This is a genomic window from Hahella sp. KA22, assembly GCF_004135205.1.
Taxonomy (GTDB): Bacteria; Pseudomonadota; Gammaproteobacteria; order Pseudomonadales; family Oleiphilaceae; genus Hahella.
Genome location: NZ_CP035490.1, coordinates 5,315,828 through 5,340,871, shown reverse-complemented (window position 1 = coordinate 5,340,871; position 25,044 = coordinate 5,315,828). Strand labels below are relative to the sequence as shown.

Below are 25,044 nucleotides of genomic sequence, written 5' to 3'. Positions count from 1 at the left end.
TAGTTAATGTCTAACGTCCAAAAACTTTTCTAAGGAAAACAAATAACAAAACATGTTTAAGTCGATCATCGCTTCTGTTTCTGGCAAGTCGCCTCGAGTAGTAAAACCTTTTGGGCGGAATAAAGATCCGCAAGCGGTGGCGTTTCATCTGTGTGGATACGATGAAATGACGGCGAAGGCATTGGCTGCTGCGTTTTCTGAGGTTGATCAAGTTGAGGTGGCGCAGGGCGACATCTTACATTTGAAGTGCGACGCGCTGGTCAGTCCCAGCAACAGTTTTGGTGAAATGAGCGGCGGTCTAGATAAAGCGATAGACGACTTTTATGACGGCCAGGCGCAAACAAAAGCCTGTGCGGCGATTCGTCAGGAATACCTCGGTGAGCTGCCCGTCGGCGCTGGGTTGGCGTTGGATATGCGCACGCAGTAATTTCCGGTGCTGATCCTGGCCCCGACTATGAGAATTCCCGGTAACGTCAGCGCTACACTCAACGCCTATCTGGCCATGCGCGGCTTGTTATTAACATGGCAATGATATTGGCATGTTAATCACCAGGCGCATGGACGCGCCTGCGCGGCGACAAGCCGCGGGAGACAGGGCCTGACCTGTGCAGGCCCTGTCGTTGCAGACAAATAGAAGGAAGCTATTTGTCTGCCGGATTAATACTGACGCTTGCCCGATACAATGCGAAGTCGGATAACAAAATCAGGCATATCGCCATACCCAGCCTTTGCACTGGCGTGGGAGGCATGGACGCAGTCGAGTCTGCGACGATTGATATTGAAAATGTCACGTTATATAGCTCTTGAATTTTATTGAGACTGGGTCGCATAAGTCTTCATGATAGTTGTCCGTTACTCCCTCTGTATTAGGTGATGTGGATGGTTCATGCGTGCTTCTTTGAAACGTAGAATGTGGCTAGTTATTGTCCGCGCAAAATTCATCGCCATATTTTCTACATGGCTGGGAATGGCGTAATACCAGGGATGTTTTCAAATGTTTTCCTCTCGCTCGTATGAGTTCAAGCACTGGACTGACATTACCATTGCTGACCTGCCGTTTGTTGAATCACCTTTCTTTGCCGCCAACTATGCCGACCGTTGTTTGAGAAATGACTTTAAAGTGGGGGAAGTCGTTAACTACCTCTCTGGCTCACACTTTCGCTCATCGTTTGGCGGGTTTCCTGGAAGGGGATCACGGCACTTTAAATGGTGGAGAGACAGATTCATTAGGCAAATGGAATATGGCGAGATACTTCTGGTTTTTAAGGATGGTAAAGAGCCTTTCAGCCCGATTGCTATTAAAGATGATGAAGGGGTCGTCCCCACTAATGCAGAGCCATTACTGGCGGAGCGACTAATCACAAGAGCGAATCCCGCACCCCCACCATCTCCTGCGCTTACAGGTGAAGTCATGGAGGTGTCTCCTTTATTAGGAAACCCGGGATGGATTAGTGAACCCAAGGCAGTGAGCAACTATCTTAAAGGGCCACTACCGAAGAGTTCGGAGGAAATAGAGGATGCTGGTCGGGAGCAAATGTCTCCACCATCGGTGTCCAATGGTGGTTTTGTTGTACCTAAGACGGATGCAGCTGCTCAGCAGTTGGTTCGAGATTATGGGGCGGCAGTCAAACAAGTAGTTCTTGATCATAAGGCAACAGTGGCTGAGCGAGGCGCTCTGGGTACGGTTGCTGAGGGAGCCAGAAAAACCATTAATTTCTTGCTCAACAAGGCTGGGCTGCCGAACGAGTTTGATGAAAACTGGAGCCCAAGGCAAGCGCAATTTGATCAGCAATCGGTGGGAGAAATGGATGCCCAAGAGCAGGAAGCGGGCTTTGTCATGGGACGCTTGGCTAGCGATGAGCGAAGCCGGGAAATATTCAAGGAGGAGTTAGGGGAGGCTTGGGATGTTGTAAGTGAATACTCTCTCAGTGAGTGGACCCCCCTGTTGATTGAGGCGGGGGCGCTAGTCAGCGCAACAGCTATCTCCCGAAAGCTCCCTGAATTGAAGGAAGTAAGTAGCAAGAAAAGTGGCTTCAATGACAATAGTATTTGCTCGCCTGGAATCAGGAACGTCTGTAAAAGAGGCGAACCCATCAGCATGGTCACCGGCGAGGAATTGCTGGATCTGACCGATTTCACCGTCGCCGGCCCTCTGCCGATCATTTGGAAGCGCACTTATAAATCCTCCAATCCCCATCAGCGCGGTTTGGGCGTGGGCTGGACTCATATGCTGTGTCAGCAGCTGGAGGAGCAGGAAGGGCGTCTGGTCTTCACCACGAACGAAGGCCGCTACATTGATTTTCCTTTGGCGGAACCCGGCCAGACCGTCCGCAACTCGGCTGAGCATTTGGAGCTGCGTCGGATTGACGACACTCACTACGTACTGAAACAACGCGGCGAGCCCATCCGCTTGTTTGTGGGCGCTGGCGGCGTTTACCGTCTGGAAGGATTGCTGGATGGCGTCGGCAATGGCGTGCGTATTCAATACTGGCAGAACCTGGACGGCTACGAGCGACCGGTCACCCTTATTCAGACCAGCTGGGGTAAACGCCTGTACGTGTTGCATAACGCCCAGGGACTGATCTGCGAGATCCAGTCGCTGCGCGCGGACGGCGATGTGGACACCCTGGCCAAGTACGAATACGACGACGCCCAGGATCTGGTGCAGGTGCGGGACCCCGCCGGCGCGGGCGAATCCTACGCCTATCGCAATCACGTTATCACCCGCCGCACCCTGAAGACCGGTTTTAGTTTCTATTTCGAATGGAGCCGCTACGACAAAGCCGCGCGCTGTGTGCGTCAGTGGGGCGACCAGGGCGTTTATGACTACCGCTTCGAATGGGACCCGGCCAACAAGACATCCCACGCTATTGACAGCAACGGCGGCAGAACCACTTTCCACTATGATGATCGCGGCCAGATCGTTAAAGAAATCGATCCAGAGGGCGGCATCACCCGACGCCTGTACGACAACGCCGGCAATCTGGTGGAGCAGACCGATCCCAACGGCCACAGCACCCACTACGCCTACAATGACAACGGCCAGTTAACCGCTCTGATCGACGCCAACGGCGGCCATTACAAGATCGACTACAACGACGACGGCATGCCGGTGGCGATCACCAATGCACTGGGCCATGTCTGGCGCCGCGAGTACAACGAACAGGGCCTGCTGGCCCGCATCACTGATCCGGAAGGCGCGCAGACCCAGTACGAATACAACGCCCAGGGCCTGCCGCAAAAGATCATCGACGCCCTGGGACAGGCCCGGGAACTGCAGTGGAACCGGGAAGGCCAACTGGTCAGCGAAACGGACAACCAGCACACCACCCGTTACGCCTACAACGCGCAGGGACAGGTCCGCGCCGCCACCGATCATCAGGGACAGACCACGGCCTATCAGTACGATCGCAACGGCAACGTCACCGAAGTCAAACGCCCGGACGGCTCCGTCCTGAAAATGCGTTACAACGCCAATGACCAGCTGACGCACTTTATCGACGCCGCCGGCCGTTGCACTGAATACGTTTATGACGGTCTGACCCAGGTGCGCAAACGCATCGACCCGGCTGGTCAAACCTTTGAGTATCTGTACGATAAAGAACGCAACCTGATTGGCCTGATCAACGAAAAGGGCGAGCGCTATGAACTGGCCTATGACCGCAACGAGCGCTTGATTCAGGAAATCGGCTTCGACGGTCGGGTGCAGCAATATCAGTATGACCCGGCGGGCCATCTGAAGGCGCATATCGAAGGCGTACACGAAGACGAACGCATTCGCGCGCAACACACCACATTGTTCAAACGCGACCCCATGGGACGCCTGCGTGAAAAGCACAGTCCGGATGGCGACATCAGCCGCTTCGCCTACAACGCCAACGGACAATTAACGCAGGCCAGCAACCCTTACCGCACCTTGGAATTCTCCTATACGCCCACGGGACGTCTGGCGGAGGAAGTTCAGGACGGGCAGCGATTGCGTCACGAATACAACCCGCTGGGCGCCCGCATCAAGTCCCTGTTGCCGGACGGCGGCGTCCTTGGCTTTGGCTATGACCGTCACGGTCTGTTCACCCAGGTCAGCCACAACGGCGACGTATTGGCCAGTATCGAACGGGACCAGGACGGGCGCGAATTGCGTCGCCGCCAGGGCGCGGCGGAATCCCGCTACGACTACGACGTCATGGGACGCCTGATCCGTCATCGGGTCAGCCATCGTCAGAGCAAAGCGCGCATCATTGAGCGCAGCTACGGTTATGACGCCAGCGGTAATCTGGCGCTCATCGACGACCTGAAAAAAGGAACCACCCATTACCGTTACGACGCTCTCGATCGTTTGAAAACAGTCGAAGGCTATTGCAACGAAGAATTCGCCTTCGACCCGGCGGGCAATATTCTCGACGGCCAGAATCAGGCCAAGGGCAACCGCCTGAACTTCCACGGCGACCGCCACTTCGAATATGACGCCGCCGGCAACCTGATACTCGAAAAACGCGGCAAAGGCGGCAAGCTGGAAACCCGTTACCAGTACAACAAACAGAACCAACTGGTCGCTATTGAAAAAGACGGGCAAAAGACGGAGTACCAATACGACGCCCTGGGACGTCGCATCGCCAAACAGGACGCCTTCGGCAAGACCGAGTTCCTCTGGAACGGCGACGTGCTGCTCTCGGAACAGCGCAACCACCTCAACAAAGTCTACGTCTACGAACCCAACAGCTTCCGTCCGCTGGCGTTCATCCAGGACAAACAGGTCTACCACTACCACCTGGACCACCTGGGCACGCCGCAGGAAATGACCAATGCGGAAGGCGAAGTCGTCTGGTCCGCCCGCTACAAAGCCTACGGCAACCTGGCGCTGCAAGACGTCGAAGAAGTACAAAACCCTCTGCGCTTCCAAGGCCAATACTACGACGAAGAAACCGGCCTGCATTACAACCGGCACCGTTATTACGACCCCAGCGCCGCACGATTTATCAATCAGGACCCTGTTGGACTGTTGGGGGGAGACAACAATTATCAATATGCGCCGAATCCTACGGGGTGGGTGGACCCGTTTGGGTTGACTTGTAAAGAAGGTAAAGAGCTTGATAATTATCGTATTGAAAATGGAATTGGGTTTGATAAAAATGGAGTATACAGAGGTGTAATACCATTTTCGAATGATCATGTATTTGAAATAATTGATAAAAATGATGTTTATGATTTTGATATGCCGGGCAGGACGCCAGGTCACTCTGGAGATAAACATAAAATAAACATAAAAGATCCTAAGGTGTTGGAAATATTGAATAGCCCAGATCGAATTTTTACAGGAAGGAATAAGTGGGGTAATCACGTTGATATATATTATAAAGAAGGTAGTGCCGTTTTCACTGATGCAGGAAATAAAAGAAGTATTATTTCTGTATATGGACGTATAGAAGGGAAGAAGAAAACAAGAGGTCGCTGGCGGGATGCTCAAGATGTCAAAATTGATCAATGGGTTGACCCTGAGTATAAAAGGACCGTTGACGGCCAAGAGTCAGTCGTTGGCTGGAAGCATAAAGGGGATGACGGTAGCGACATTAACGAACGGTATGCGGAGATAGATCCTAATGATAGGAATGCTAGAATTAATAATAAGGACTATCCGCTATTTGAGCTAGAATGAATTTATTTTTGGGGCTGATTATGAAAAAAATGGATTTTATTTTAAATAAAATTAAAATTAATGGTTTTTGTGAGGGTGATGAATGCCACCAATTGTTTTCTCTGCTGACTATGTCTTTGGCGCAAAAATTAGGCGTTAAAATTCTTTTTGATGTTCAGCCTATAACTAACAATTATATCGTTGGCTGCATTGGGTATACAGCCGAATCTAGTTTTGGTTGCCTTGATGTTTCACTGTTGGTGAATGTAATTGTGAACTGCAGCGGAGATAGACCATCAATCATCGCAGATGTGATGGTTTATAGTGGATCAGTGCGCCTTGATCAAACTTATGGGTTTAAGCACTTTTCTCATTTTGAATATGATTATGAGAGTTCTGGAGAGTGGATCTTCATAGGCTGGAAGGCGGATGAGTATGGAGGGTATGATAGTTTTAGACAGCTAGATGAGTGAGGCTTGATATTGTTTTATGCAGTAGACGGTATCTTCGCTGTCAATGTTGGTAAAAGATTTGAAAATAATATTATTCTGGGAACTCTTTTTTAAATCTTGTGATTGATGCGATTAAGCGGATTAAAGAAAGAAGATTTTGGGTTATTCCTCCGTATGCCTATGATTGGGATGAGGATGAGGATGAGGATGAGGATGAGAAGGAAGTAGAAGAGTATGTGGCTTTTTATAAGGATAATATAGATTGCTGTATATGTGATGCCATTGCTTATAGAGACTCGCTTAAAAGGTTTCAGGATACTCTTTCTGAGGACGACTTGAATGTTGTTCTAGACCTAAGGAAGAAATTTATATCTACCTTTCCTTTTTGCGATGATGAATTTTCTCTATATGAGGATAGTGGTTGCGATGTGGATAGAGATGCTAGGCTATACTTGCAGATGAAGCGTTCATATTACAAGTTTGCGAAAGACGATTCGATTTCTCATATTGATAGGTATATAGACAACTTGGTCTGCATAAAAGAATATATGCAGGATAATCCATGAATGATTTTTTTCATGCGAGAGAGTGTCGGATAGCTTTATTTTTATGTTTTATAGTCGTTCTTGGGTTTGACCGGCATGATGGTTCTGTATGGAGCTAATAGGAGCTCAGGCCCGATGATACCGGATACCAATAAAATGAAAAAAATAGGTTTAATTAACAAGCTAAGAAATGAGGCAGAATATCCACTCTCTCTAATAAAGAAAGCTGTTGATATGAGTGATGGCTACGAAGAGGCTAAACTTATTTTGGAAAACGAAATTAATAAAAATTTAGATATAATTAAGAAAAGCCTTTGTATAACTGAAGCTGAAGCGGTTTATGCCTATGAATACTATGGCTACTCTCTAGAAAGGTGTATTGATGAAGAGAGAAAAAAGTCTTTGCCAGTCACGATTGAAACTAAAAGAAGATCGATTTCATCTCGGCTGAAAAATGGTGACTTGTTGGTGGGGGAGGTGTATGGATTATCTGAATATTGTTATTACTGGGTTACAGCTCAAAAAAAGTGTGATGAGTATATTGTTTGTTTAATAGGAATTAGAAAGTCCGATGTTGAAAACTGCTTGGATCTTATTTATTCAGATGCAGTGGAATTTTTGCAAAAGAGATTTTTATGTGAAGATGATGCTATAAAGGGAATTGAAGAATATGTAGACATTTTTGAGTTTGATACAATAAAGGCTTATGAAAGATTTCCCTTGTGAAGTTTGAGTTGTTGCGGAGGTTTTCCATCTCGTACAGTCTCTAACGTATCTGGCCAAAGCAAAGCCATTGCTCAGACTTGCGCGGTGACGCTATGATTCGGGCGATTTTTTAAAGCCATCTACTTGGAAGTTTCTCCATGATACATCTCGCGCCCGGTGAAGATATCCTGAAGGAAGGCGCCGCCAATTTGCAGAAAAACGTTGAGACGGTGGGCGGTAAGCTTTACTTGACTAATCAGCGTCTGGTTTTTCGGGCGCATGCTCTGAATGTGCAGGGCGGTGTGACGGAGATTCCTTTGGCGCAGGTTTGTAAGTTAACCAAGTGTTGGACCAAGTTGTTTGGCGTGGTTCCCCTTTATCCTAATTCTCTGGCTATCAGCACCCATGACAATACGGTCTTTCGCTTTGTGTTGTTTGGGCGGGATAGCTGGCGTGCGGCCATCGCGGAGCAAGTTGGAGCGCCAGCATGAAGTGGATGTTTAGGATATTGAGTGCAGTATGGGCTTTGTTTGTCCTGTTAGTGATTCTCGCTGTCGTGTCCCCATCCATGTTTCCTCAAGAGCTGCCGTTACCTCTGGCTTTTATCAAAAGCACATTGTCGAGTGCAGTGAGCTCCCCGGTATATTTTGCACTGCCTGTATTTATTTTTTTTATTCTTGCGTGGCCGCTGATGCTTTTATCTATGGGAGCGAGGAGCGGTTGGAAGGCTTTGGCCGAGCGTTATCAATATTCCGCTAATAACGTCGCGACTCGTTTTATTGGTCCCAATAGCGGCATGATAGGGAAGATGTCGTACAAGAATATCTTGTTTGTAGGGGCTGATGAGCAGTACTTATATTTAAAAACGTTGTTTGTATTTCGTCTGGGTAACCCAACGCTGGCGATTCCCTGGAGCGATATCAGCGCAATCAAATCCACTACAAGTCTGTTGCCTGCCGGCGCGCCTCAGTTTTTACGCGCCATCAGCCCCTCTGGTCGTTTCGCGAATGTTACGCTTTCCACTATGCCTGAGCAGCGGTTGACTCTGCCTTGGGATGATAGCTTTACCCGCTTCGCGTCGAATTTAAATGTTTCCCACTCAGAGCAGGCATAAGGCTATGGCGCATACCACGAATGTGATGATGATCCACGGATTAATGGGTTCCCTGAGCTACTTTGAGCCGCAAAAACGTGTGCCTGACTTTCGCTGGTTAACGCCGGATTTGCCAGGATACGCCGCGACTCCCATGCAGCATGGAGAGGAAGGTTTTTCTTTACGCGGTCAGGCCGAATATGTCCGCGATCTGATACTGGAGCTGGATGAGGGCCCCTGTTGGGTAGTGGGGCACAGTGTGGGCGGCGCCATTGCGATGTTGTTGGCTGCGGCGTATCCGCAGCTGGTGCGCGGCCTTATTAGCGTGGAAGGCAACTTCACTCTTAATGATGCGTTCTGGTGCAGGAAAGTCGCCGCGATGTCCATGTCGGAGTGGCGAGAAAATTATGCGGAAATGCAGCGCGATCCAGAGAGCTGGCTAGCTCGCGCGGAGATTGATGCAACCCCTGAGCGGCTCGAATGGGCGCGCGAAGTATTGCTTAACCAATCGGCGGAAACAGTCCATGCGGTGGCTACTGCCGTCGTGAAGGAAACGGCTGGAGAGGAATATCAGGAAACTGTTCGCCGCGTCGTGGACAGCGGCCTGCCGTTATACCTGCTCTCAGGCGAGCGTTCCGACGCCGGGTGGGATACGCCTGCTTATGCGCGCGCCGCTGCGCGGCAAAGCGTTCGACAGAAAAATACCGGGCATATGATGATGCTGGAAGCGCCGGATGAGTTCTGCGACATTGTCGCCAACTTCATCCGGTCCAATTAGCGCCTCGTGTTGGCGTAGTAGTTTCTCTATGTGAACGTTAGGCTAGCCTTCGGATTTATCCCGGTGAATCGCCAGACGCTCGGGAGCCTGGCACACCGGCATCACTTCGATGCGGTTGATGTTTACATTGGCGGGACGGGTCGCCGCCCAGGCCACGCAATCCGCGATATGCTCCGGCGTCAACGCATCGGCGTTCTCATATGTCGCCTTCGCTTTATCTTCATCGCCTTTGAAGCGAACCAGCGAAAATTCGCTGCCGCCTACCATGCCGGGTTCAATGTTGGTGACTCTCAGCGCCGTGCCCAACAGGTCGGCTTTTAGGTTTCGCGAGAACTGCTCGACAAAGGCTTTGGTGGCGCCGTAGACATTACCGCCAAAGTAAGCGTATGAACCAGCGATGGAACCGATATTAATGATATGGCCGGCATTGCGCTCCACCATGCCCGGCAACAGCAAATGAGTCATGAACGCCAGTCCGGTGCAGTTCACTTCAATCATACGGCTCCAGTCTTCCCAGGAGGCGCTTTGCGCCGGACCTAACCCCAAAGCCAGCCCGGCGTTGTTGATAAGCAGATCTATGGCGGCGAACGCAGGCGGCAGATTTTCAATCGCCGCGGTTAACGCTGGTTGATCGCAGATGTCGCAGGCGATGATATGGCAGTTGGTCGGCAGGCGGGCCGCCAGCGCTTCCAGTTTATCCTGACGGCGCGCCAACAGGATCAGGTCATAGCCCTCATGCGCCAGTCGTTCTGCAATCGCTTCGCCCAAGCCGACGGATGCGCCTGTGACCAGCGCAACTTTCCCGTTGTGATTTTCCGGCTTACTCATAGCATTCTCCTCACTCAGTCGTGGTTATATACAAATGCGCCCTAAGTACTTGGCGATAAGGGGATTAAGTATTCAGATTTTACCCATGCGATGAAACCCCAGATCATCTCTTCGTTATAAATTAGCCGGAAGTCTAAGGCTCGGTTGTTCAATTTACGACCTATTGCTGAGGTCGCGCCAGAATAGCCCTGATTAGAATAAAAGTGTCGCCGTATCTTTTATTCACCTCAAGGAGGGCGCGCTATGAGTCAAACCGTCACTGTCGCTGTCACCGGAGCCGCCGGCAACGTGTGTCAGTCATTGCTGTTCCGCCTGGCGGCGGGTGAGCCGTTCGGACCTGACGCCAGTATCCGTTTGCAACTGATAGAAAAGAGTGAGTCCATGAAAGCCCTGGAAGGCCTGGCGATGGAGTTGGAGGATTGCGCGCTGCCTTTGCTGGAGAGCGTGAGCCTGCATGATGATCCCGTCAGCGGTTTCAAGGATGTAGACTTCGCCATCCTGACCGGCGCCAAACCTCGCACGCCCAGTATGGATCGCATGCAGCAATTGCAGGAAAACCCATCGATTTTTGTCGAGCAGGGGAGAGCCTTGGGTAAGGTCGCCAAAGAGACGGTGAAAACCCTGGTCGTGGGCAATCCCGCCAATACCAATGCCTTGATCGCCTGGGCGAATGCGCGCTACCTGCCTCCCCATCAATTCTCCGCGCTGATGCGGCTGGACCACAACCGGGCGCTGGGCTTTCTCGCCCGTAAAATCGGCATCAATCCGCGCCGCATCAAGCGTCTGACGATCTGGGGCAACCACGCCAGCACCCTGTTTCCGGACGCCTCTCATTTGCGCATAGATGGTCAGCCTATCCGCATGGCGCTGGATATGAACTGGTATCGGGACATTATGATCGATCAAGTGCAGCAGCGAGGGGCGGCGGTTATTTCCTGCAAAGGAAAAACCAGCTCCAGCTCCGCCGCGCAGGCGATCATCGATCACCTGAGAGACTGGCGTTTTGGCACGGAAGAAGGGGACTTCGTCAGCATGGGCGTATTAAGTCAGGGAGAGTATGGCGTGACGCCGGGTCTGTTCTTTTCCTACCCGGTCACTTGTCGCAAAGGTCGCGCGGAAGTGGTGGAGGGGCTGGATCTGGATGACTTCTGCCGCCGTATGGTGCGGGTGACGGAAGAGGAACTGGTGAGAGAGCGTAAAGCGATTGAAAGCCTGCTGCCCTTGTCGCCAGAGCTATTGCTGGCTCGCGCCCATTCGGAAGTGGCTTGAGACGTAGCCTAAATATCGGGAGGCGCTCGTTCTAACGCAGACAGCCTGCTGGCGTTACTGAGAGTCCAGAAATGAGAAGTAGAGCGCCATGATTTCGTTGTAGCGACCGGACTCATGAATATCGGCGCAAATTCCCCAAATACGCTCCGCCAGATGTTGGTGGCGGGCGTAGAACTGACGCGAAAAGACCAGGAACATATCGTCCTGCATCAAAGGAGTGGGCAGTCGTTGCACGGGGGAGTTGGGATCATTCAGATCAAGATACGGCTCCACCTGCATGGAGTAACTGGCGACTAACGCCACCCGACGACTGGTCAGCAGATTGGCGAGGTGTTTGGGTTCGTAGCGCTCAATGACCTCTACTCCCATACGTTGCAGCAAGTCAGCGGAAGAGTAGCCCAGTCCGGCGGCGGCCTGGGCTCCCGGAGGCAGCTTCAGCGACACGCCGTCCCATTGCACCGCAGGATCTGAGGTATATAGCCAAAGGGTATTGCTGTACACCAGCTTGGTGTTGTCCACAGTGCCGTCCAGCTTGCGCGGGTAGTGACTGTATTGCTCCCGTTCCGGCACATAGGAGGAGCCAATCACCGCATCCGACTGACCTGTCTGCAGTTGCGACAGGCAGCGCTTCCAGGGGCGGCGTTCAAAGATGATGCGTATGGGCGCCTGTAGCTCAATCTCGTCCATTAACTCATAGGCGACGCCTTTATATTCGGTGGCGTCATTGGTCTCCGCCATGGTCAGCCGGTAAATGGGCGGATTCGCCACATCAATACCGCAGACATTGATTTCAACGATGTCTGATTCAGTACGAGCCGCACCAACGGCTCCCATCAGCGCAAAAACGAGGAGCAGTAATTTCGACCATGGAGACGTTATGTAGGCGCGCATGGATTACTCAGAGGGCTGGGTGATATTTGTGCAGTCTCTGTAAAAACTATAGCACTGAGCATAGCGAACCTGTAGTTGACGGAAGCGGTGGAAGCGCCTCCTAAGGCAAAAGAGGGATATCCGGCCAGAGTCGAATGCTGCAGTATGGTGCGACGACAGTAACCGGCGGCGTCGCCAAGGTGCGCCGTGAACTGTCGTTGCATCGGTTATCTTGATGTTTTTCAAATAAAAATAATGACTTCTCCACGATATTTGCTTATCGCCGGACGGGGTTTTTGATGCCTTGCGCATCTTTTTACGATAGGAGAAATTTGATGTTTTCCGAGATAAATACAAGAAAACTATTGCCTGGACTGGCTTGCCTGATGCTGGTGACAGGCTGTTCCAATAATAATGATTCCAACAACGGCGGCGCTAACGCCAACAAAACCGCGGACGACTATCTGGTCGATCTGGCTCATCCCACCAAAGGCATCGGCGCCAGAGTGGCCGGAACCGAGAGTGAACGCAAAGCGGAAGCCTATCTGCTGGCTGAACTCAAGTCCCTGGGTTATGCGCCCAGCGCGCAAGCGTTTACTTACAAGGATAGAGACAACAATGAGTTTAACTCCAGCAATGTCATCTTTGAGAAGGCCGGGAGCAACGCTGATAAGGTGTTGGTTTTAGGCGCTCATTACGACACCACTGGCGAAGATCTCGGCTCCACTGGCGCCACGGATAATGGTACAGGCGTGTCCACACTGCTGGATGTCGCCAAACGCATTAAAGATAAAACCATACCTTACACCTTGCGCTTCGTATTCTTCGGAGCAGAGGAAAAAGGCCTGCATGGCTCCAATTACTACGTGAGTCAGCTATCGGTGGATGATCTTGGCAGGATTGTCGGCATGGTCAACTACGACACAGTGGCCGGCGGCGATTACCTGTATGTGCACTCCGCTGACAGCGCCACACCCTATGATTGTAACGGCGACAACTCCTCTTACGTTGCAGGAGAGACTGTACGCAAAGGAATGTTGGATGCCTCTATCGCTCTGGACGGAGACAATGATTTCCTAATACATCCAAGCGTAGATGGCGGCTATCAGGCGGGCGAGACCGGCGACTGGTCTGATCACGTTGCCTTCGCCTGCCGAGGTATTCCCATCGCATACGTTGAAGCGACTAACTTCGATATTGTTGGGAAGTATGGGAAAGACGGCTATTCACAAACCGTTAATCCGCAGTTCTGGACCTGTTTTGACGAGGCGACTATTGGCGCTTGCGATAAAGACGCTGAGGAGAAGTGGGGAGAAATCTGGCATACCGGCAGCGACCGGATCGACGCCATGGAGTCCGCCTTCCCTGGCAGAGTCAGCAGCCAGATGGAACGAGCAGTCAAGGCGACGGTAGAGTTCGTTTCTTTCGCAGACTACTATTTACCTTAAATCTCACATAGAAGGCGGGCGTCTATGCCCGCCTTGCTCTCATGGCATTCAGCTTCTTTATGTTATCTTCAGGATCTTATCTTCAGGACGGTCTGGCCAGACGGCGAATTTGCGGCGCCAGATCTTTTTGAGGAATGACGATTTCCACCAATGCGGGGCAGTCCACCAGGGACTCTACATCTAACAGTATTTTCTGCAGCTCGTCGATGGTCTGCGCCCGGTATCCCATGGCGCCGTAGGCTTTGGCGAGGGATTGGTAATCCCATTGCGGCAGGACGTCGAAAGGCGCAAAACGCCCCTCTGGCGTAAACGCTTTGATATCGACAAAGGCCTGCTCGATTGCGTAAACCCCATTGCTCATCACGAAAATGACGGCGTTAATGCGATTGCGCGCCAGTGTGGACAGGGACTGGCACATCATCATGAAGCCGCCATCGCCGGCGACGACATAGGGACGCTTGCCGCTGGCCATGGCGACGCCGATGGCGCAGCCGGTTTCATGTCCGAGCGATCCCCAAACGGCGTTGGCGATAAAGCTGTTTTGAGGTAATCCGTTAATATTACTGGCCACATAAAGGGAAGAACTTTCGCCCAGGATAAGCTCAATTTCAGACTGTAAGCGTCGCTCTTGGAAAAAGTGCGTGAGCTGATCGAAGAAGATGTTGTAGGTGAGCTGGGCGCCCAGTTCCGTATTCCAGCCGGCGCACTCCCCATCGTCCAGATGGACTTTTATCAATGGGTGCGGGAATCCGTTTTTGCTTCTGATCTGCGCCGACAGGTCATCAATGTAGTCGGTCATGGCGACATTGCGAAAGTATTCATAGCCCACGCGCACTTGTTCATCGTTAACCAGAATAATCTCGGAGAAATCGCTCTGCATCAGGTCCAGGTAGTCATCGGTGAAAATCACGCCAAGGGCCAGTATGCAATCGACATTTTTCATGTATTCCCGCGTGCCTGGACAGGATGCGGCGCCAGCATAAGTGCCGATGAACTGAGGATGACTTTCATCGAGCACAGACTTCGCCTCCAGCGTGGTGGTGAAGGGCAGCCCGCTGGCCTCAACCATATGCAGCGCCTTTTCCTGCAGGCCATAACGGGCGATCTCTATGCCCAGCATGATCACGCCGCGCTTGGCGTTGACCAGTCTCTGCAGCGTCTCATCCACTACCGCCCGCAATGACGCTCTGTCGCTGACGGGAGGTTGTGGTCGCAGCGGGTGTTCCGGCTCCCGGCAGGGCTCGCCCCATACGTTTTGCCACGCCTCGAGATAAACAGGGCGCCGCTTGCTGATGGCGGCGGTGAGGGCGCGGTCGATCTGTAGCGGGGCCTCGGCGGCGTTGCTCAAGACTTCCGCCGCCACAGTGACTTGCTCAAAGACTTTTTTATCCGCATTCAGGTTGCCGGTCGAATGATGAAACAGCACGCCTTTGTCGCGAATGATCAGCCTGTCTTGGGCGGATGGGCTGGCGCTGACCACCACCACGGGATTGCGTTCTACGTAGGACCCCGCCACGGCGTTCAACACGCTGAAGGTTCCGACGCCGTACTGAACGGATACCGCGCCGATGCCGGCGAAACGGGCGTAGCCGTCGGCGGCGTAACCCGCGCCCAGCTCATTGATGTCTCCCACGGCGTCCACGCCATCGAATTTTTCCAACGCTTCCATGAACTCGGAAACATAATCGCCGGGCACTTGAAACACTTTGCCGAGACCAAGCTGGCGCAGGCGGGTGAGCAGATAGTCGGCGACGGTAAATGAGTTATCCTTCAACATTGTCGATTCCTTTGTACGCAAATTGAGTGACTTCATCCAACACTTTCTTGCAGTCATCGCAGGTGAGACAGCCGCAGTCGTCAGCGCAACCGCAACCGTCGGGGCAGGGGACCGGCATCAGGGAGAATTGTTGTTCCGGGGGCAGCCAGGAAGGCCGCGCCATTGCGAAAAAATCCTCCAGGGTCGACTCGGCGACAGTCAACGCTCCTTCCACCCAGCCCTGATCGTAGGAGTAGGCTTCGCCGACAATAAAAATCTGTTGCTCCTCCACCGGGTGACGCATACGGCACATGATCTTGTCGAGCCGGTAATTGGCTTTCCATTCATGCCAGCCGCCGCCGTAGGGATCGTGGTCCCAGGCGTGATACACCGCGCTGTAAGGCTCTGGCAGCTCTACTTGATCATGGACCTGACGCACTTGTTGTTGCGCGGCGCGCACCATGTCTTCGCTGACCTGATAGCGGGTGCGGGGCACGATTTTGTCGGCGCTGATATCCGCCTCCAGACAGGACGGTTTGTAGCCTATAAAAGGCAGTCCGTCTTCCAGCCCCTTCCAGAACGGGACCGTGCCAATATCGTTATAGGACGCCATCAGCAGAGAGTTCAGGAAAGGCTCGCCGCCGGGCTGCTCGCATTCGGTTCCCATGTAGTAAACCTGTCTCACCGGCAGATCCGTGACAGAGCGTCCCGCCACCAATCCCAAGCTGCGCCACCAGGGCTTTTCATAGGCGAGGAACAACTTGAAGGCGGACTGGATTAGCACGGACGGCAGGTTCTCCTGCAGCCAGGGATCATCGAAAAACTCCGACTTGATCAGTTCCAGAGAGCGACGCGGCATGGCCAGGATAATACGTTTGGCGCGCACGATGGTTTCGCCGGGTTGGTCTGTGGTTTTTCCATCCACCGTATGCGTATGCCGAAAATGCAGGCTGTAGGGATAATCGTCGTCGCCGGTGTAACGAATCTCCGCCAGACGATGATTCATGTAGAGTCGTTTGCTTCCAAGCAGGTTGCCCGGGGCTTGCACGAACTGCTCGCACAGCGTGAGGGGCAGTGACTGGAAACCGTGTTTCAGCGTGAGAAACTTCGTCTCATCGCTGTACTCCGTCGCCGGCAATTGTGTCGCGGCATTGGCGTTGGCCACGTTGGCGTCATAGCCGCCCGCGTCCTTCATGAACATATAGCCTTCATTGCTGAGCACCCGGTAGAGCAGATCCCAGAAGCCGTATTTCCAGATCTCTTTGCCGAATACTTTCACCCGCATTTGATCGCACAGAGACAAGTCGGCGAAGCCGGGGTACAGGTAGTTCATGATTTTGACTTGCAGGTCCTCGGGCCCATAACCGCGCTCAGTCCACGCCAGGTTGTAGGGAATCTTGTCGGGATGACTGCTGAAGTCCCGATAGCGGAAACGCGCGCCGCGCAGGAAGAAGAGGTTGTCTTGGGAGCCGACGGGCTCCGGCGCGCCCATGGGAAAGTCTTTCGTCGGCAACTGCAGGTATTTGACCAGACTGGCTACCAGAATATGAACGTCGGGGATGTAGCGCATGCCGCCGACTTCCGCGACGACATTGGGAAGTCCGGGTAGCGTGATGCTGTAAAGTCGTCCCCCTATGCGATCGCTGTATTCAAACAGTGCGATATCCTGTTGTGCGCCGCACTCCGTTTGCAAACGCCAGGCGCTATACACACCTGAAACCCCGCCACCGACAACCGCGACATCCAAGGTCAATGCAGCGTTATCCATCAGCCCACTCCTTGTCAGCGAAACGTTACTTTTTATTCGGTTCCTCAAGTAATAAAAAACATAGGCATGGTTCAAAAAATAGCCAAATTGATTTTTGTAAGAGTGGGTTCAGGTTTGTTAAAGAATTGTTGTAACTTGCTGTAAAAAATATATATTCGCTTGATATTCCTGGCCGTAAAAACCAGTTTCGCCCTTGGGCGCGCGCCAGGAACCCCTCCACAGGTAGTGAGAATAGATGAAGAATATCCTGGCCAAGTCCCTGTTGTTTTCCATTGGCGTATCTGCTTTCGCTTTTGGCGATGACGCCAGTATTGAGCGTCTTCCAGATATGCTGGCGAAGATTCAGTATGTCGCCAAACTCACTGAAGCCTGTCCTGACAACTATCAATCGGAATACTTCAACTGGCGTAAACTCAATCGCATCGACGATATCGAATCAGCCGTTAATATTTTATCAGTGAATGATGCGCAGCTTCAGGTTCGTTTGACGGACATCGCCAGGGAAGCTGCAGCGGAAGTTAAACTGCACAGCGCGGATTATTGCGCTCATCTGGGGCAAGTTCTCGCAAATCCCGACTTTATGCCTTTCCTCGCTTTCAATGAGTTAAGCCAGAAGTTACTGGATGAAATACCCCAGGAAGCGCTCACCAGTGAAAGGGAGCGCGCCGACAGCCAACCGATAGATCCGGAGCTGATCAAGCAGGATATCGCGAAAGTAGAAGCGGTGATGCTCAACCGTCGCACAGTGCGCGTTGCAGGAAAGTCGACGGTGGTGGATGCGCCTGAGCTGCTGTTTAAAAACGGCGATCTCTGCATGGATATGCAAGCGCTGGTATTTCGCGGCGGCGTCGCGAAGCATAAAGCCAAGCATCCCTCCAAGTGGACGCGTTGGCGAACAAACAATGGAGAACGTGAATGGCTGAACGGCGAGAAATGGCAAAAGTTTGCCTCTAGCAAAGCCCTCCCGCCTCTTGATGAAGGCTATCGCTTAGAAAGTGACCTGCGTTTTCAGCAGGAGACCGACGGCGGCGCCTTTCTCATCACCAACGTCATCCGCTACCAGTTTTTCTCTGACGGCAAGTTCATTCGCAAGTTGGACTCATATCCAACTCACGACGACCCCATCAGTTCTTCAGTGAGTTTTTATTACCCAGAGGAAGCAGGGCGCTATGACATCCACGGTTATCTGCTGACGCTGCACTTTGACGATGGAGAGACCGCCTACAGGACTATTGTGCGTGATAAGAACTCCCCATCGCCCACCTGGCTGAATGGGAATGAGTATGTGGAATAGTCAGCTTTGATAAAGATTTGCGGCGGAGTGATATAGCGTGTTTTTTCAGAGTGGCTTGGCGAGCAAAGGCGGCTGGTTTAATTGGTATGGATCTCAATACGTTCTGCCGTGCTCAAGAGCAGCCCTTTATCAGAGACAAGAATGATCTAGCCGGCATACAGTTACCGCTGTGCTAAGGTTTAAGCGTTCCTGTTTATTATGGAGTTCGAATGAGATCAAGTTGCCCCGAATGCGGCTTTCTTTTTCCACGTAAGGGCCCAGAGCTGATAGTGCTCAGTAAGACAAGGATCAAAGACGCAACCTGCTTTGTGTGTCCGCACTGCCACTCAAAACTAGTGCAAAAGCCACGCTTTGGTTTGGCGATACTGGCATGTATAAACCTTATATGCGTGGGCATTGTTGCGACAGTGAATCTTGGATACGCCTCTGTTAGCAAAGAATTAATGATGGCGGTGTTCGCTGTCATAATGACGGTATCCTTCGCCAAGCTCATTCTTTTTATTAAGCAACCCGCCATTTATAAAGTCATGAAACCGCGCTCTGACTTTTAGACTTCCTCTGATCGGCTTGTGCAAATATTTGTCCTTCCCTTTTTGAATATTTGTGACATATTATGTCCGCAGGTGTTTCCAACAAGAGGTCTGTGGATTAGTTATGTTGATCACTAATATCGAAACCATTCCTGGTAAAAATATCGTCAAACATCTTGGTCTGGTGCAGGGCAGTACTGTGCGTTCTAAGCATGTGGGACGCGACATCATGGCGGGATTGAAGAATATATTCGGCGGTGAGTTGCGCGGTTATACCGAGCTGTTGGAAGACGCCCGGGGCGAAGCGCTGGAGCGAATGAAAAGACAGGCGCGCGGCATGGGCGCTAATGCGGTGATTAACGTGCGTTTCGCCACTTCGTCTGTGGCGCAAGGCGCAGCGGAGCTGTTTGTCTATGGTACGGCGGTGGTCATGGAGTAACGCCATGGAAATCCTGATCAATATTGGCTTGTTTTTGCTCTTGATGACGTTGGGCTATGGATTTGGACGTCGCGCTGAGAAAGCTCACTTCAAGTCATTGCGGATTCGCGAGGCGAAGCATCGAGCGGTCATCTTATCAATGGGGCGGCATATTCCTCCGACTCGCGCCAATGTGGAGGCGCGACTGGTAACCGGCAGCGTGGTGGTGTCCGTTGATTATTTCAAACGCTTCTTCGCCATGTTGCGACTGTTGATCGGCGGCCGCCTGTTCAGCTACGAATCCTTGATGGAAAGAGCGCGTCGAGAAGCGATTCTGCGCATGAAGGAACAGGCTGTTTCCCTTGGCTCCAAAGAGATCTACAACGTAAAACTGGAAACCTCGACCATTTCCAACGGGTTGCAAAACGCCCTGGGCACAGTCGAAGTGCTGGCTTATGGAACGGCGGTCGTCGATAAATGAGACCGCATCAATGCCGCGAAGTGTGCAACTTTTTGTTTGGCTGATAGATAGAAGTCAGTCTAAACAAATATTTACTGGATAAATCTACAACTCAACTTTAGCATTCGCCCTGGTCTTGTTGATAAATAGGGTGTTATGCATATGAAGTTACGTCTGGCTTTGTGTTTGATTCTGGCAGCGCCGATGCTCGCCAATGCAGGAATCAAAGATGAAAATTTTGGCTCTGCAACGGTTGCGCAGGTCACCAGTATTTATGATGGCGACACCTTTCGCGCCGACATTGCTGACTGGCCGGCGATTGTGGGGCAGCGTATCGGCGTGCGCATCAAACATATCGATACCCCTGAGCTGCGCGGTTCCTGCAAGAAAGAAAAGGCTTTGGCGCTGAAAGCCAAGCAGTTTCTGGTGGAGAAGCTGAGAAGCGCAAAAGAGGTGAAACTGGAAAATATCCAGCGGGATAAATATTTCAGGGTGCTGGCGGACGTCGTGGCCGACGGTGAAAGTCTGGGGCAGTCCCTGATCAGGGAAAAACTCGCTGTTCCCTATGAAGGCGGAACCAAAATCGATTGGTGCAAAGCCTGATCCAACGCTGGTAAATGCTCCCGCCTTGACCAAGGCGCAATCGCAATCAGGTCAACGACTTAACTTTCAGGCGGAGGCGCTGGTATGCTGACGAGCGCAGGTTTATCCTGCCGAACTGAGTGAGTAAAAGGAGAGTTTACGTTGGCTAAAGTTCTATCTGTCAGCAAGAGCGCTGAACATACGTTTACCAAGAAACAGGTCCCCACTATTCAGCTGGTCGCCGGTGAAGGCGTCGATGGCGACGCCCATCGCGGCGCAATGGTGAAGCATATCCATCTCGTTAAGAAAGACGCGGAATCGCCAAACTTGCGTCAGGTGCATTTGATTCATAATGAGTTGCTGGAAGAGCTGCAAGGCAAAGGATTCAATGTCAGCCCTGGCGTGATCGGAGAGAACATCACCACCAGCGGTTTGGACCTGTTGTCGTTGCCGGTTGGGACGATTCTTAAATTTGGCGCGACCGCACGGATAGAGCTGACCGGATTGCGCAGCCCATGCTCGCAGCTTGATAAGCATCAGAAAGGACTGGTCGCCGCCGTGCTGGATCGTGATGAAGAGGGTAACCTGGTCCGCAAATCCGGCGTAATGGCGATTGTGCTGGACGGTGGTCCTGTGAGCGTTGACGACGCCATCGACGTACAATTGCCCCCCGAGCCCTATCTGCCGCTTGCTCCTGTTTAATATCCGCGGACTCTGACATGCGTATCCGCCCCGCTACAGTGGAAGACGCCCCAACCATCGCCGTCATTCATGTGGCGGCGTGGCGGGAAGCCTATCGCGGGCTGATGTCGAGTGAATTTCTGGCGTCTCTGTCCGTGGAAAAAAGAACGCAGCAATGGACGGCGGCGTTAGCGCAAGACAGCCCGATATTGCGTCTGGTGGTTGAGCATGAAGGGCGTGTCGCCGGGTTCTGCAGCTGCGGCGCGTTTCGCGACGAGCAACTCGCCGGGGAAGAGGGCGTCGAACTGTACTCCATCAATATTGATCCCAACTACTGGCGACATGGCCTCGGTAAAGGGGTGCTGGAGTATGTGAGCGACCACTATCTACAGGAAAAAGCCAAGGCCATATATCTGTGGGTATTGAAAGGAAACCTGCGCGCCATGGCGTTTTATAAAAACCTGGGGTTTCTGCCCGACGGAAGATCCAAGGTGGACTATGGACACGCCGGCGAGCCTTTGCATGAGTTGTTATTTGTGAAATACCTGAATACACCGGTATCTAAATAGGGCGAACGTGCTATGACAAAACACTATTCACGCGAAGCAAAAATGATGCTGCTGTTTCCGGTTATCTTGTTTGCGCTGGGCATTATTGGCGTGATGGTGGTACCCAAGCTGAAGCAATATCTGGCGGAGGATGACTGCACTCCAAACGCCGTTCATGCCGCCGCTGATCAAGACTGTTCCTCCGCTTCTTCTCCTGCCTCAAAAAACTGACCTTCCGGTCAGCTCCCATTCTCTTTTTTCTAATGATCTAATGTTTGAAATCACCTATTTGGGCGGTTTCGCGTCCGCTTTCTAACGCTTATAGTGGCCCACAGGAAATAATAATATCCGCGTTTGGCGCAGACAGGGTCCGCCGAACGTTAAAACAAAAATAACAAAGGACAAAGGTTCATCGTTATGTTTTTCAAGGAAAAGCAGGGCCTTGTTTTGGCCTGTGGCGCAATAGCCGCATTGGTGTGCAGTTATTTTTTCTTTGGCGGTCAGGGCGTGGATATCCCTGACGCTGAAGCGGCGGTGACGCCTGCCGTCGAGACGCCGCCTGTCGCCGCTGCGACCGCTGCGCCAACCGGGAGCGCCATCGCGCCATCGCAGCCGTCGCCATCCATGACGGCGGATATCGAAGAGGATGAAGAAACTGGCGAAAATCCGTTCTTTGAAAAGGAAGTGAAAGCGCGCCTGACTCAGGTCGCCGATCAATATCAGGATCAGATTCAGTACCCCAGTTTTTCCAACCCGATACGAGATAAAGAGGCGCTCGCCAAGTATCTCCCCAATAAAAGCGTTCCCGCTGGCATGCCTTTGGATTTCAAAGATCCAAACAGTCCCCGCATTAGCCTCGAAACCACCAAGAGCCAGTACTTCATCGGCGAGGACATCATCGCGTCGGTGAGCGTCACCGGCCTGAATGCCGGATCAACGGTGGAAGCGGACGGGCGTTTGGTAGAGCTGGCTGAGACCCTGGCCGTCACCGAGGGCGCGCAGCGCAGCGACTCCGTGTTTAATTTAACCTTCTCCGGCAGCGATCCAGCGCTGGCGGGAGCCGGGAGCGATTTGCGCGTCATCGCCAATCTGACTATCAACGGCCGCGCCTATGAAATCGGAACGCCGGTTACCTACACGCCAAGCGTGGCGCAAGTGACTCATGTGGACGCGGCGGAAGTGCGCGGCGCCTATTTGTATATTCCTGTGCATGTCCAGGTGAACGCCCCCGGTTTTCACGAGATCTCAGCCATTCTTTACAGCGCTGACGCCAATGAGCCTCTAGTGCATTTATCCGCCCAGGAAGAGATTCAGGTGGAAAACGGCCTGGTGTATCTGCGGGCTCACATTGCGGCGCTGAAACAGAAAGGCGACGCCGGCCCCTATCGGCTGCGGGACATTTCCTTAACCCGGATGCCGGCCCCACCGACTTATCAAACCGAATACGGAAGCGTCGCCCAAAGTTCTTTTGCGGTGAACGGTTTTCCTTTCTCTGACTATGACGATGTTCCCTATGTCGATGAAGACGCGCAGAAACGTTTGGAGTTTCTGCGCCAGTTGGGAAGCGTGCAGTAAACGGTGCGATGTTGCGGGCTTTAGGCCCGCAGCGCCCGGGTTCTCGAAAACAAAGATAAAAAAGGAGATTTAACGTGAAAACACTCAAGCTATGGCTGACTGCAATGTTGATGTTCGCCGCCTGCGGCGCCGCCAAGGCGCAACTGGCGGGCAAGAACGTCCTCTTGATTCAGGGCTTTTTACCCCAGCATATTCTGTTCAACCCCACCGACCAGGGGCGGGCGGATGGCATTGGTTACTGGGACGGATTTGATTCCTCACTGAAAGACCCCGCCACCACTCGCATTCTTTACTGGCCGTCCCATTACCGTTTGCAGGGGGCGGGCGGTATCGCCGCACTGATCGCCAACCAGCTGCAACCGATCCTTTCATCCGGCTTCTGCGATAACGAATGCGTCGTCATCACCCATTCCACTGGCGATCTGGTGATGCGCTATGTGCTGTCCAACAAGAACTCGCTGTTGGGCTCGTCTCTGGCGCAGCGTTTTAAAGTCACTGCGGTGATCGACATGGCGGGCGCCGGCGGCGGCACCGAACTGGCTAACTTCGGGGTGGACCTGATTAATGGCGTTAACCATGGCGCGGAGGTATTGGAGGCGCTGCTGAAGTTTCTGGGCTATGAAATTCCGCTGGGCATCAATCCAGGCGTGATGATTGATCTGCAGACCTCGGTTGCGCGCAACACTGCGGTCAATAATCTGCCCGCTATTCCAAGACTGAGAATCGCCGCCACCGGTAGCGAGTTTTACGGCTTCGCGACGCACCCCATCATCAAAGGCAAAGACGACAGCGTCGTGCCGCTGCACAGCGCCTGCGGCGCCGCTTATGACGGAGCGTTGGATTCCTGCGTGCGGGATTTGCGTGTGGACGGCCGCGTCACCAGCGTCAGCAATGCGCCTTCCTTGAGTCAACTGTATGACTATCACTATCCCATCATCATGAGCGAAAAAATGGCGCACAACGAGATGCAGGCCAACAAACGCGGCCGGGACATGACCTTCGCGCTCAGCGGCGCTGATCGATACAACGCCGGCGCGCGCACCATCGGATTGGACGTGGAGCATCACTCCGTCTACGCATGGTGGGACTGGTTCAGGGAATACCGCTACATCACCGATGCGGACGACAAAACCATGGGACGGGTCATTATGGATTCTTTTGAATAAAACATGTTTCTTCTGTTTTTCAGCATGGTGGCCTGAGACCTTCTTGGGCCGCCTGACTAATACGCTAAACCGAAAAAGGGAGATTTATTCAGTTTAAGTTCATGATTTGCCGTTACAATGGCTTCCCTATAACTAACGAAGCGTTTCAACTGGGGAAACCATAAAAAATGAAAAAAGCGATGTTGTTGGCGGTGGCGCTGGGAAGCTTAATGCAAAACGCAGGGGCGGAAGAATTCAGAGTGCAGATGGGCGGTGAAAAGATCATCTACATTGAAACCTCAAAAGACGAGGAGTTTGACCGTCGCGATTACGACCAGTATATGCGTGAGCGTGGCTACGACTATGAATCTCACTACCGCGCCAATCGCAAGCTTAGAGAGCGGGTCAGAAATCTTGAGCTGGCGGTGAGGCAGTTACAGGATACGGTTTACGATTTGCAGAATGCCGAGCCGACGCCCCCTCCAGTCACGACGCCGCAGACGCAATATTCCTGCATCCTGAAAACCCACAAAGGCACTTTTACCGGCATTGGCCTGACCAAGCTGGAAGCCACTGGGAAGGCGGCGCAGCAATGCGAATCAAAAATCGATGCGTTCTGGTGCGATATCGATAAAGTGAAATGCGACGCCAATTAATCTTGCATCAA

Annotated in this window: 24 protein-coding genes; 20 read left to right on the top strand and 4 right to left on the bottom strand. The window is 52.4% G+C overall.

The window, feature by feature from the left end; genetic code table 11:
* Positions 1–52 precede the first annotated feature (52 nt).
* The 8 genes from EUZ85_RS31475 to EUZ85_RS23530 all read left to right on the top strand — a co-directional run bounded on the left by EUZ85_RS31475 (position 53) and on the right by EUZ85_RS23530 (position 9,205).
* The gene (locus tag EUZ85_RS31475) at positions 53–427 is read left to right on the top strand and encodes a hypothetical protein (protein ID WP_206617940.1); all 375 of its coding nucleotides are present in this window, start codon (positions 53–55) and stop codon (positions 425–427) included.
* 1,230 nt (positions 428–1,657) lie between these two features.
* Positions 1,658–5,653 carry an RHS repeat-associated core domain-containing protein gene (locus tag EUZ85_RS23560; protein WP_370454852.1) on the top strand — a complete coding sequence of 1,332 codons (3,996 nt, stop codon included), beginning with the start codon at positions 1,658–1,660 and terminating at the stop codon, positions 5,651–5,653.
* A 20-nt stretch (positions 5,654–5,673) separates the two neighbouring features.
* Positions 5,674–6,105 (top strand): hypothetical protein, encoded by a 432-nt coding sequence (locus EUZ85_RS23555; RefSeq protein WP_127972533.1) that lies wholly within the window; start codon positions 5,674–5,676, stop codon positions 6,103–6,105.
* A gap of 98 nt (positions 6,106–6,203) precedes the next feature.
* The gene (locus tag EUZ85_RS23550) at positions 6,204–6,650 is read left to right on the top strand and encodes a hypothetical protein (RefSeq protein ID WP_127972531.1); all 447 of its coding nucleotides are present in this window, start codon (positions 6,204–6,206) and stop codon (positions 6,648–6,650) included.
* Between the two features lie 114 nt (positions 6,651–6,764).
* Positions 6,765–7,355 (top strand): hypothetical protein, encoded by a 591-nt coding sequence (locus tag EUZ85_RS23545; RefSeq protein ID WP_127972529.1) that lies wholly within the window; start codon positions 6,765–6,767, stop codon positions 7,353–7,355.
* Between the two features lie 137 nt (positions 7,356–7,492).
* The gene (locus tag EUZ85_RS23540; protein WP_127972527.1) at positions 7,493–7,825 is read left to right on the top strand and encodes a GRAM domain-containing protein; all 333 of its coding nucleotides are present in this window, start codon (positions 7,493–7,495) and stop codon (positions 7,823–7,825) included.
* Positions 7,822–8,448 carry a hypothetical protein gene (locus EUZ85_RS23535; protein ID WP_127972526.1) on the top strand — a complete coding sequence of 209 codons (627 nt, stop codon included), beginning with the start codon at positions 7,822–7,824 and terminating at the stop codon, positions 8,446–8,448. The genes EUZ85_RS23540 and EUZ85_RS23535 overlap by 4 nt, the downstream gene beginning before the upstream one ends.
* 4 nt (positions 8,449–8,452) lie before the next feature.
* On the top strand, positions 8,453–9,205 hold the full coding sequence (locus EUZ85_RS23530) for an alpha/beta fold hydrolase (protein WP_127972524.1): 753 nt from the start codon (positions 8,453–8,455) through the stop codon (positions 9,203–9,205).
* Between the two features lie 42 nt (positions 9,206–9,247).
* Here the strand turns inward: EUZ85_RS23530 and EUZ85_RS23525 are convergent, their stop codons facing one another.
* On the bottom strand, positions 9,248–10,033 hold the full coding sequence (locus EUZ85_RS23525) for an SDR family NAD(P)-dependent oxidoreductase (RefSeq protein ID WP_127972522.1): 786 nt from the start codon (positions 10,031–10,033) through the stop codon (positions 9,248–9,250).
* A 243-nt stretch (positions 10,034–10,276) separates the two neighbouring features.
* Between EUZ85_RS23525 and EUZ85_RS23520 the strand changes: the two genes are divergently transcribed.
* Entirely contained in the window at positions 10,277–11,302 is a 1,026-nt protein-coding gene (locus EUZ85_RS23520) for a malate dehydrogenase (RefSeq protein ID WP_127972520.1), read from the top strand.
* A 54-nt stretch (positions 11,303–11,356) separates the two neighbouring features.
* Here EUZ85_RS23520 and EUZ85_RS23515 read toward each other — a convergent pair whose 3' ends face one another.
* Positions 11,357–12,193: an ABC transporter substrate-binding protein gene (locus EUZ85_RS23515; protein WP_127972518.1), complete on the bottom strand. Its 837-nt coding sequence runs from the start codon at positions 12,191–12,193 to the stop codon at positions 11,357–11,359.
* A gap of 314 nt (positions 12,194–12,507) precedes the next feature.
* Here EUZ85_RS23515 and EUZ85_RS23510 point away from each other — a divergent pair, with 314 nt between their 5' ends.
* Positions 12,508–13,620: a M28 family metallopeptidase gene (locus tag EUZ85_RS23510; RefSeq protein WP_206617939.1), complete on the top strand. Its 1,113-nt coding sequence runs from the start codon at positions 12,508–12,510 to the stop codon at positions 13,618–13,620.
* A gap of 82 nt (positions 13,621–13,702) precedes the next feature.
* Here the strand turns inward: EUZ85_RS23510 and EUZ85_RS23505 are convergent, their stop codons facing one another.
* Both EUZ85_RS23505 and EUZ85_RS23500 read right to left on the bottom strand, forming a co-directional pair.
* On the bottom strand, positions 13,703–15,397 hold the full coding sequence (locus EUZ85_RS23505; RefSeq protein ID WP_127972516.1) for an alpha-keto acid decarboxylase family protein: 1,695 nt from the start codon (positions 15,395–15,397) through the stop codon (positions 13,703–13,705).
* A complete protein-coding gene (locus EUZ85_RS23500) occupies positions 15,384–17,144 on the bottom strand; it encodes an FAD-dependent oxidoreductase (RefSeq protein WP_127972514.1) in 1,761 nt (586 codons plus the stop codon). The genes EUZ85_RS23505 and EUZ85_RS23500 overlap by 14 nt, the downstream gene beginning before the upstream one ends.
* Before the next feature lie 235 nt (positions 17,145–17,379).
* Here EUZ85_RS23500 and EUZ85_RS23495 point away from each other — a divergent pair, with 235 nt between their 5' ends.
* The 10 genes from EUZ85_RS23495 to EUZ85_RS23450 all read left to right on the top strand — a co-directional run bounded on the left by EUZ85_RS23495 (position 17,380) and on the right by EUZ85_RS23450 (position 25,033).
* Positions 17,380–18,438 carry a hypothetical protein gene (locus EUZ85_RS23495; RefSeq protein WP_127972512.1) on the top strand — a complete coding sequence of 353 codons (1,059 nt, stop codon included), beginning with the start codon at positions 17,380–17,382 and terminating at the stop codon, positions 18,436–18,438.
* A 654-nt stretch (positions 18,439–19,092) separates the two neighbouring features.
* Positions 19,093–19,407 carry a YbjQ family protein gene (locus EUZ85_RS23490; protein ID WP_011395889.1) on the top strand — a complete coding sequence of 105 codons (315 nt, stop codon included), beginning with the start codon at positions 19,093–19,095 and terminating at the stop codon, positions 19,405–19,407.
* A gap of 4 nt (positions 19,408–19,411) precedes the next feature.
* On the top strand, positions 19,412–19,867 hold the full coding sequence (locus tag EUZ85_RS23485; RefSeq protein WP_127972510.1) for a YbjQ family protein: 456 nt from the start codon (positions 19,412–19,414) through the stop codon (positions 19,865–19,867).
* Positions 19,868–20,008: 141 nt separating this feature from the next.
* A complete protein-coding gene (locus tag EUZ85_RS23480; protein ID WP_241566841.1) occupies positions 20,009–20,449 on the top strand; it encodes a thermonuclease family protein in 441 nt (146 codons plus the stop codon).
* A 141-nt stretch (positions 20,450–20,590) separates the two neighbouring features.
* Positions 20,591–21,130 (top strand): MOSC domain-containing protein, encoded by a 540-nt coding sequence (locus tag EUZ85_RS23475; protein WP_127972506.1) that lies wholly within the window; start codon positions 20,591–20,593, stop codon positions 21,128–21,130.
* 17 nt (positions 21,131–21,147) lie between these two features.
* Entirely contained in the window at positions 21,148–21,678 is a 531-nt protein-coding gene (locus tag EUZ85_RS23470) for a GNAT family N-acetyltransferase (RefSeq protein WP_127972504.1), read from the top strand.
* 12 nt (positions 21,679–21,690) lie between these two features.
* Entirely contained in the window at positions 21,691–21,888 is a 198-nt protein-coding gene (locus EUZ85_RS23465; RefSeq protein WP_127972502.1) for a hypothetical protein, read from the top strand.
* A gap of 186 nt (positions 21,889–22,074) precedes the next feature.
* Entirely contained in the window at positions 22,075–23,232 is a 1,158-nt protein-coding gene (locus tag EUZ85_RS23460) for a hypothetical protein (protein WP_127972500.1), read from the top strand.
* Between the two features lie 74 nt (positions 23,233–23,306).
* On the top strand, positions 23,307–24,398 hold the full coding sequence (locus EUZ85_RS23455; RefSeq protein ID WP_127972498.1) for a hypothetical protein: 1,092 nt from the start codon (positions 23,307–23,309) through the stop codon (positions 24,396–24,398).
* A 167-nt stretch (positions 24,399–24,565) separates the two neighbouring features.
* Complete coding sequence (locus tag EUZ85_RS23450) at positions 24,566–25,033, top strand: hypothetical protein (protein WP_127972496.1); 468 nt, start codon at positions 24,566–24,568, stop codon at positions 25,031–25,033.
* Positions 25,034–25,044: the final 11 nt, after the last annotated feature.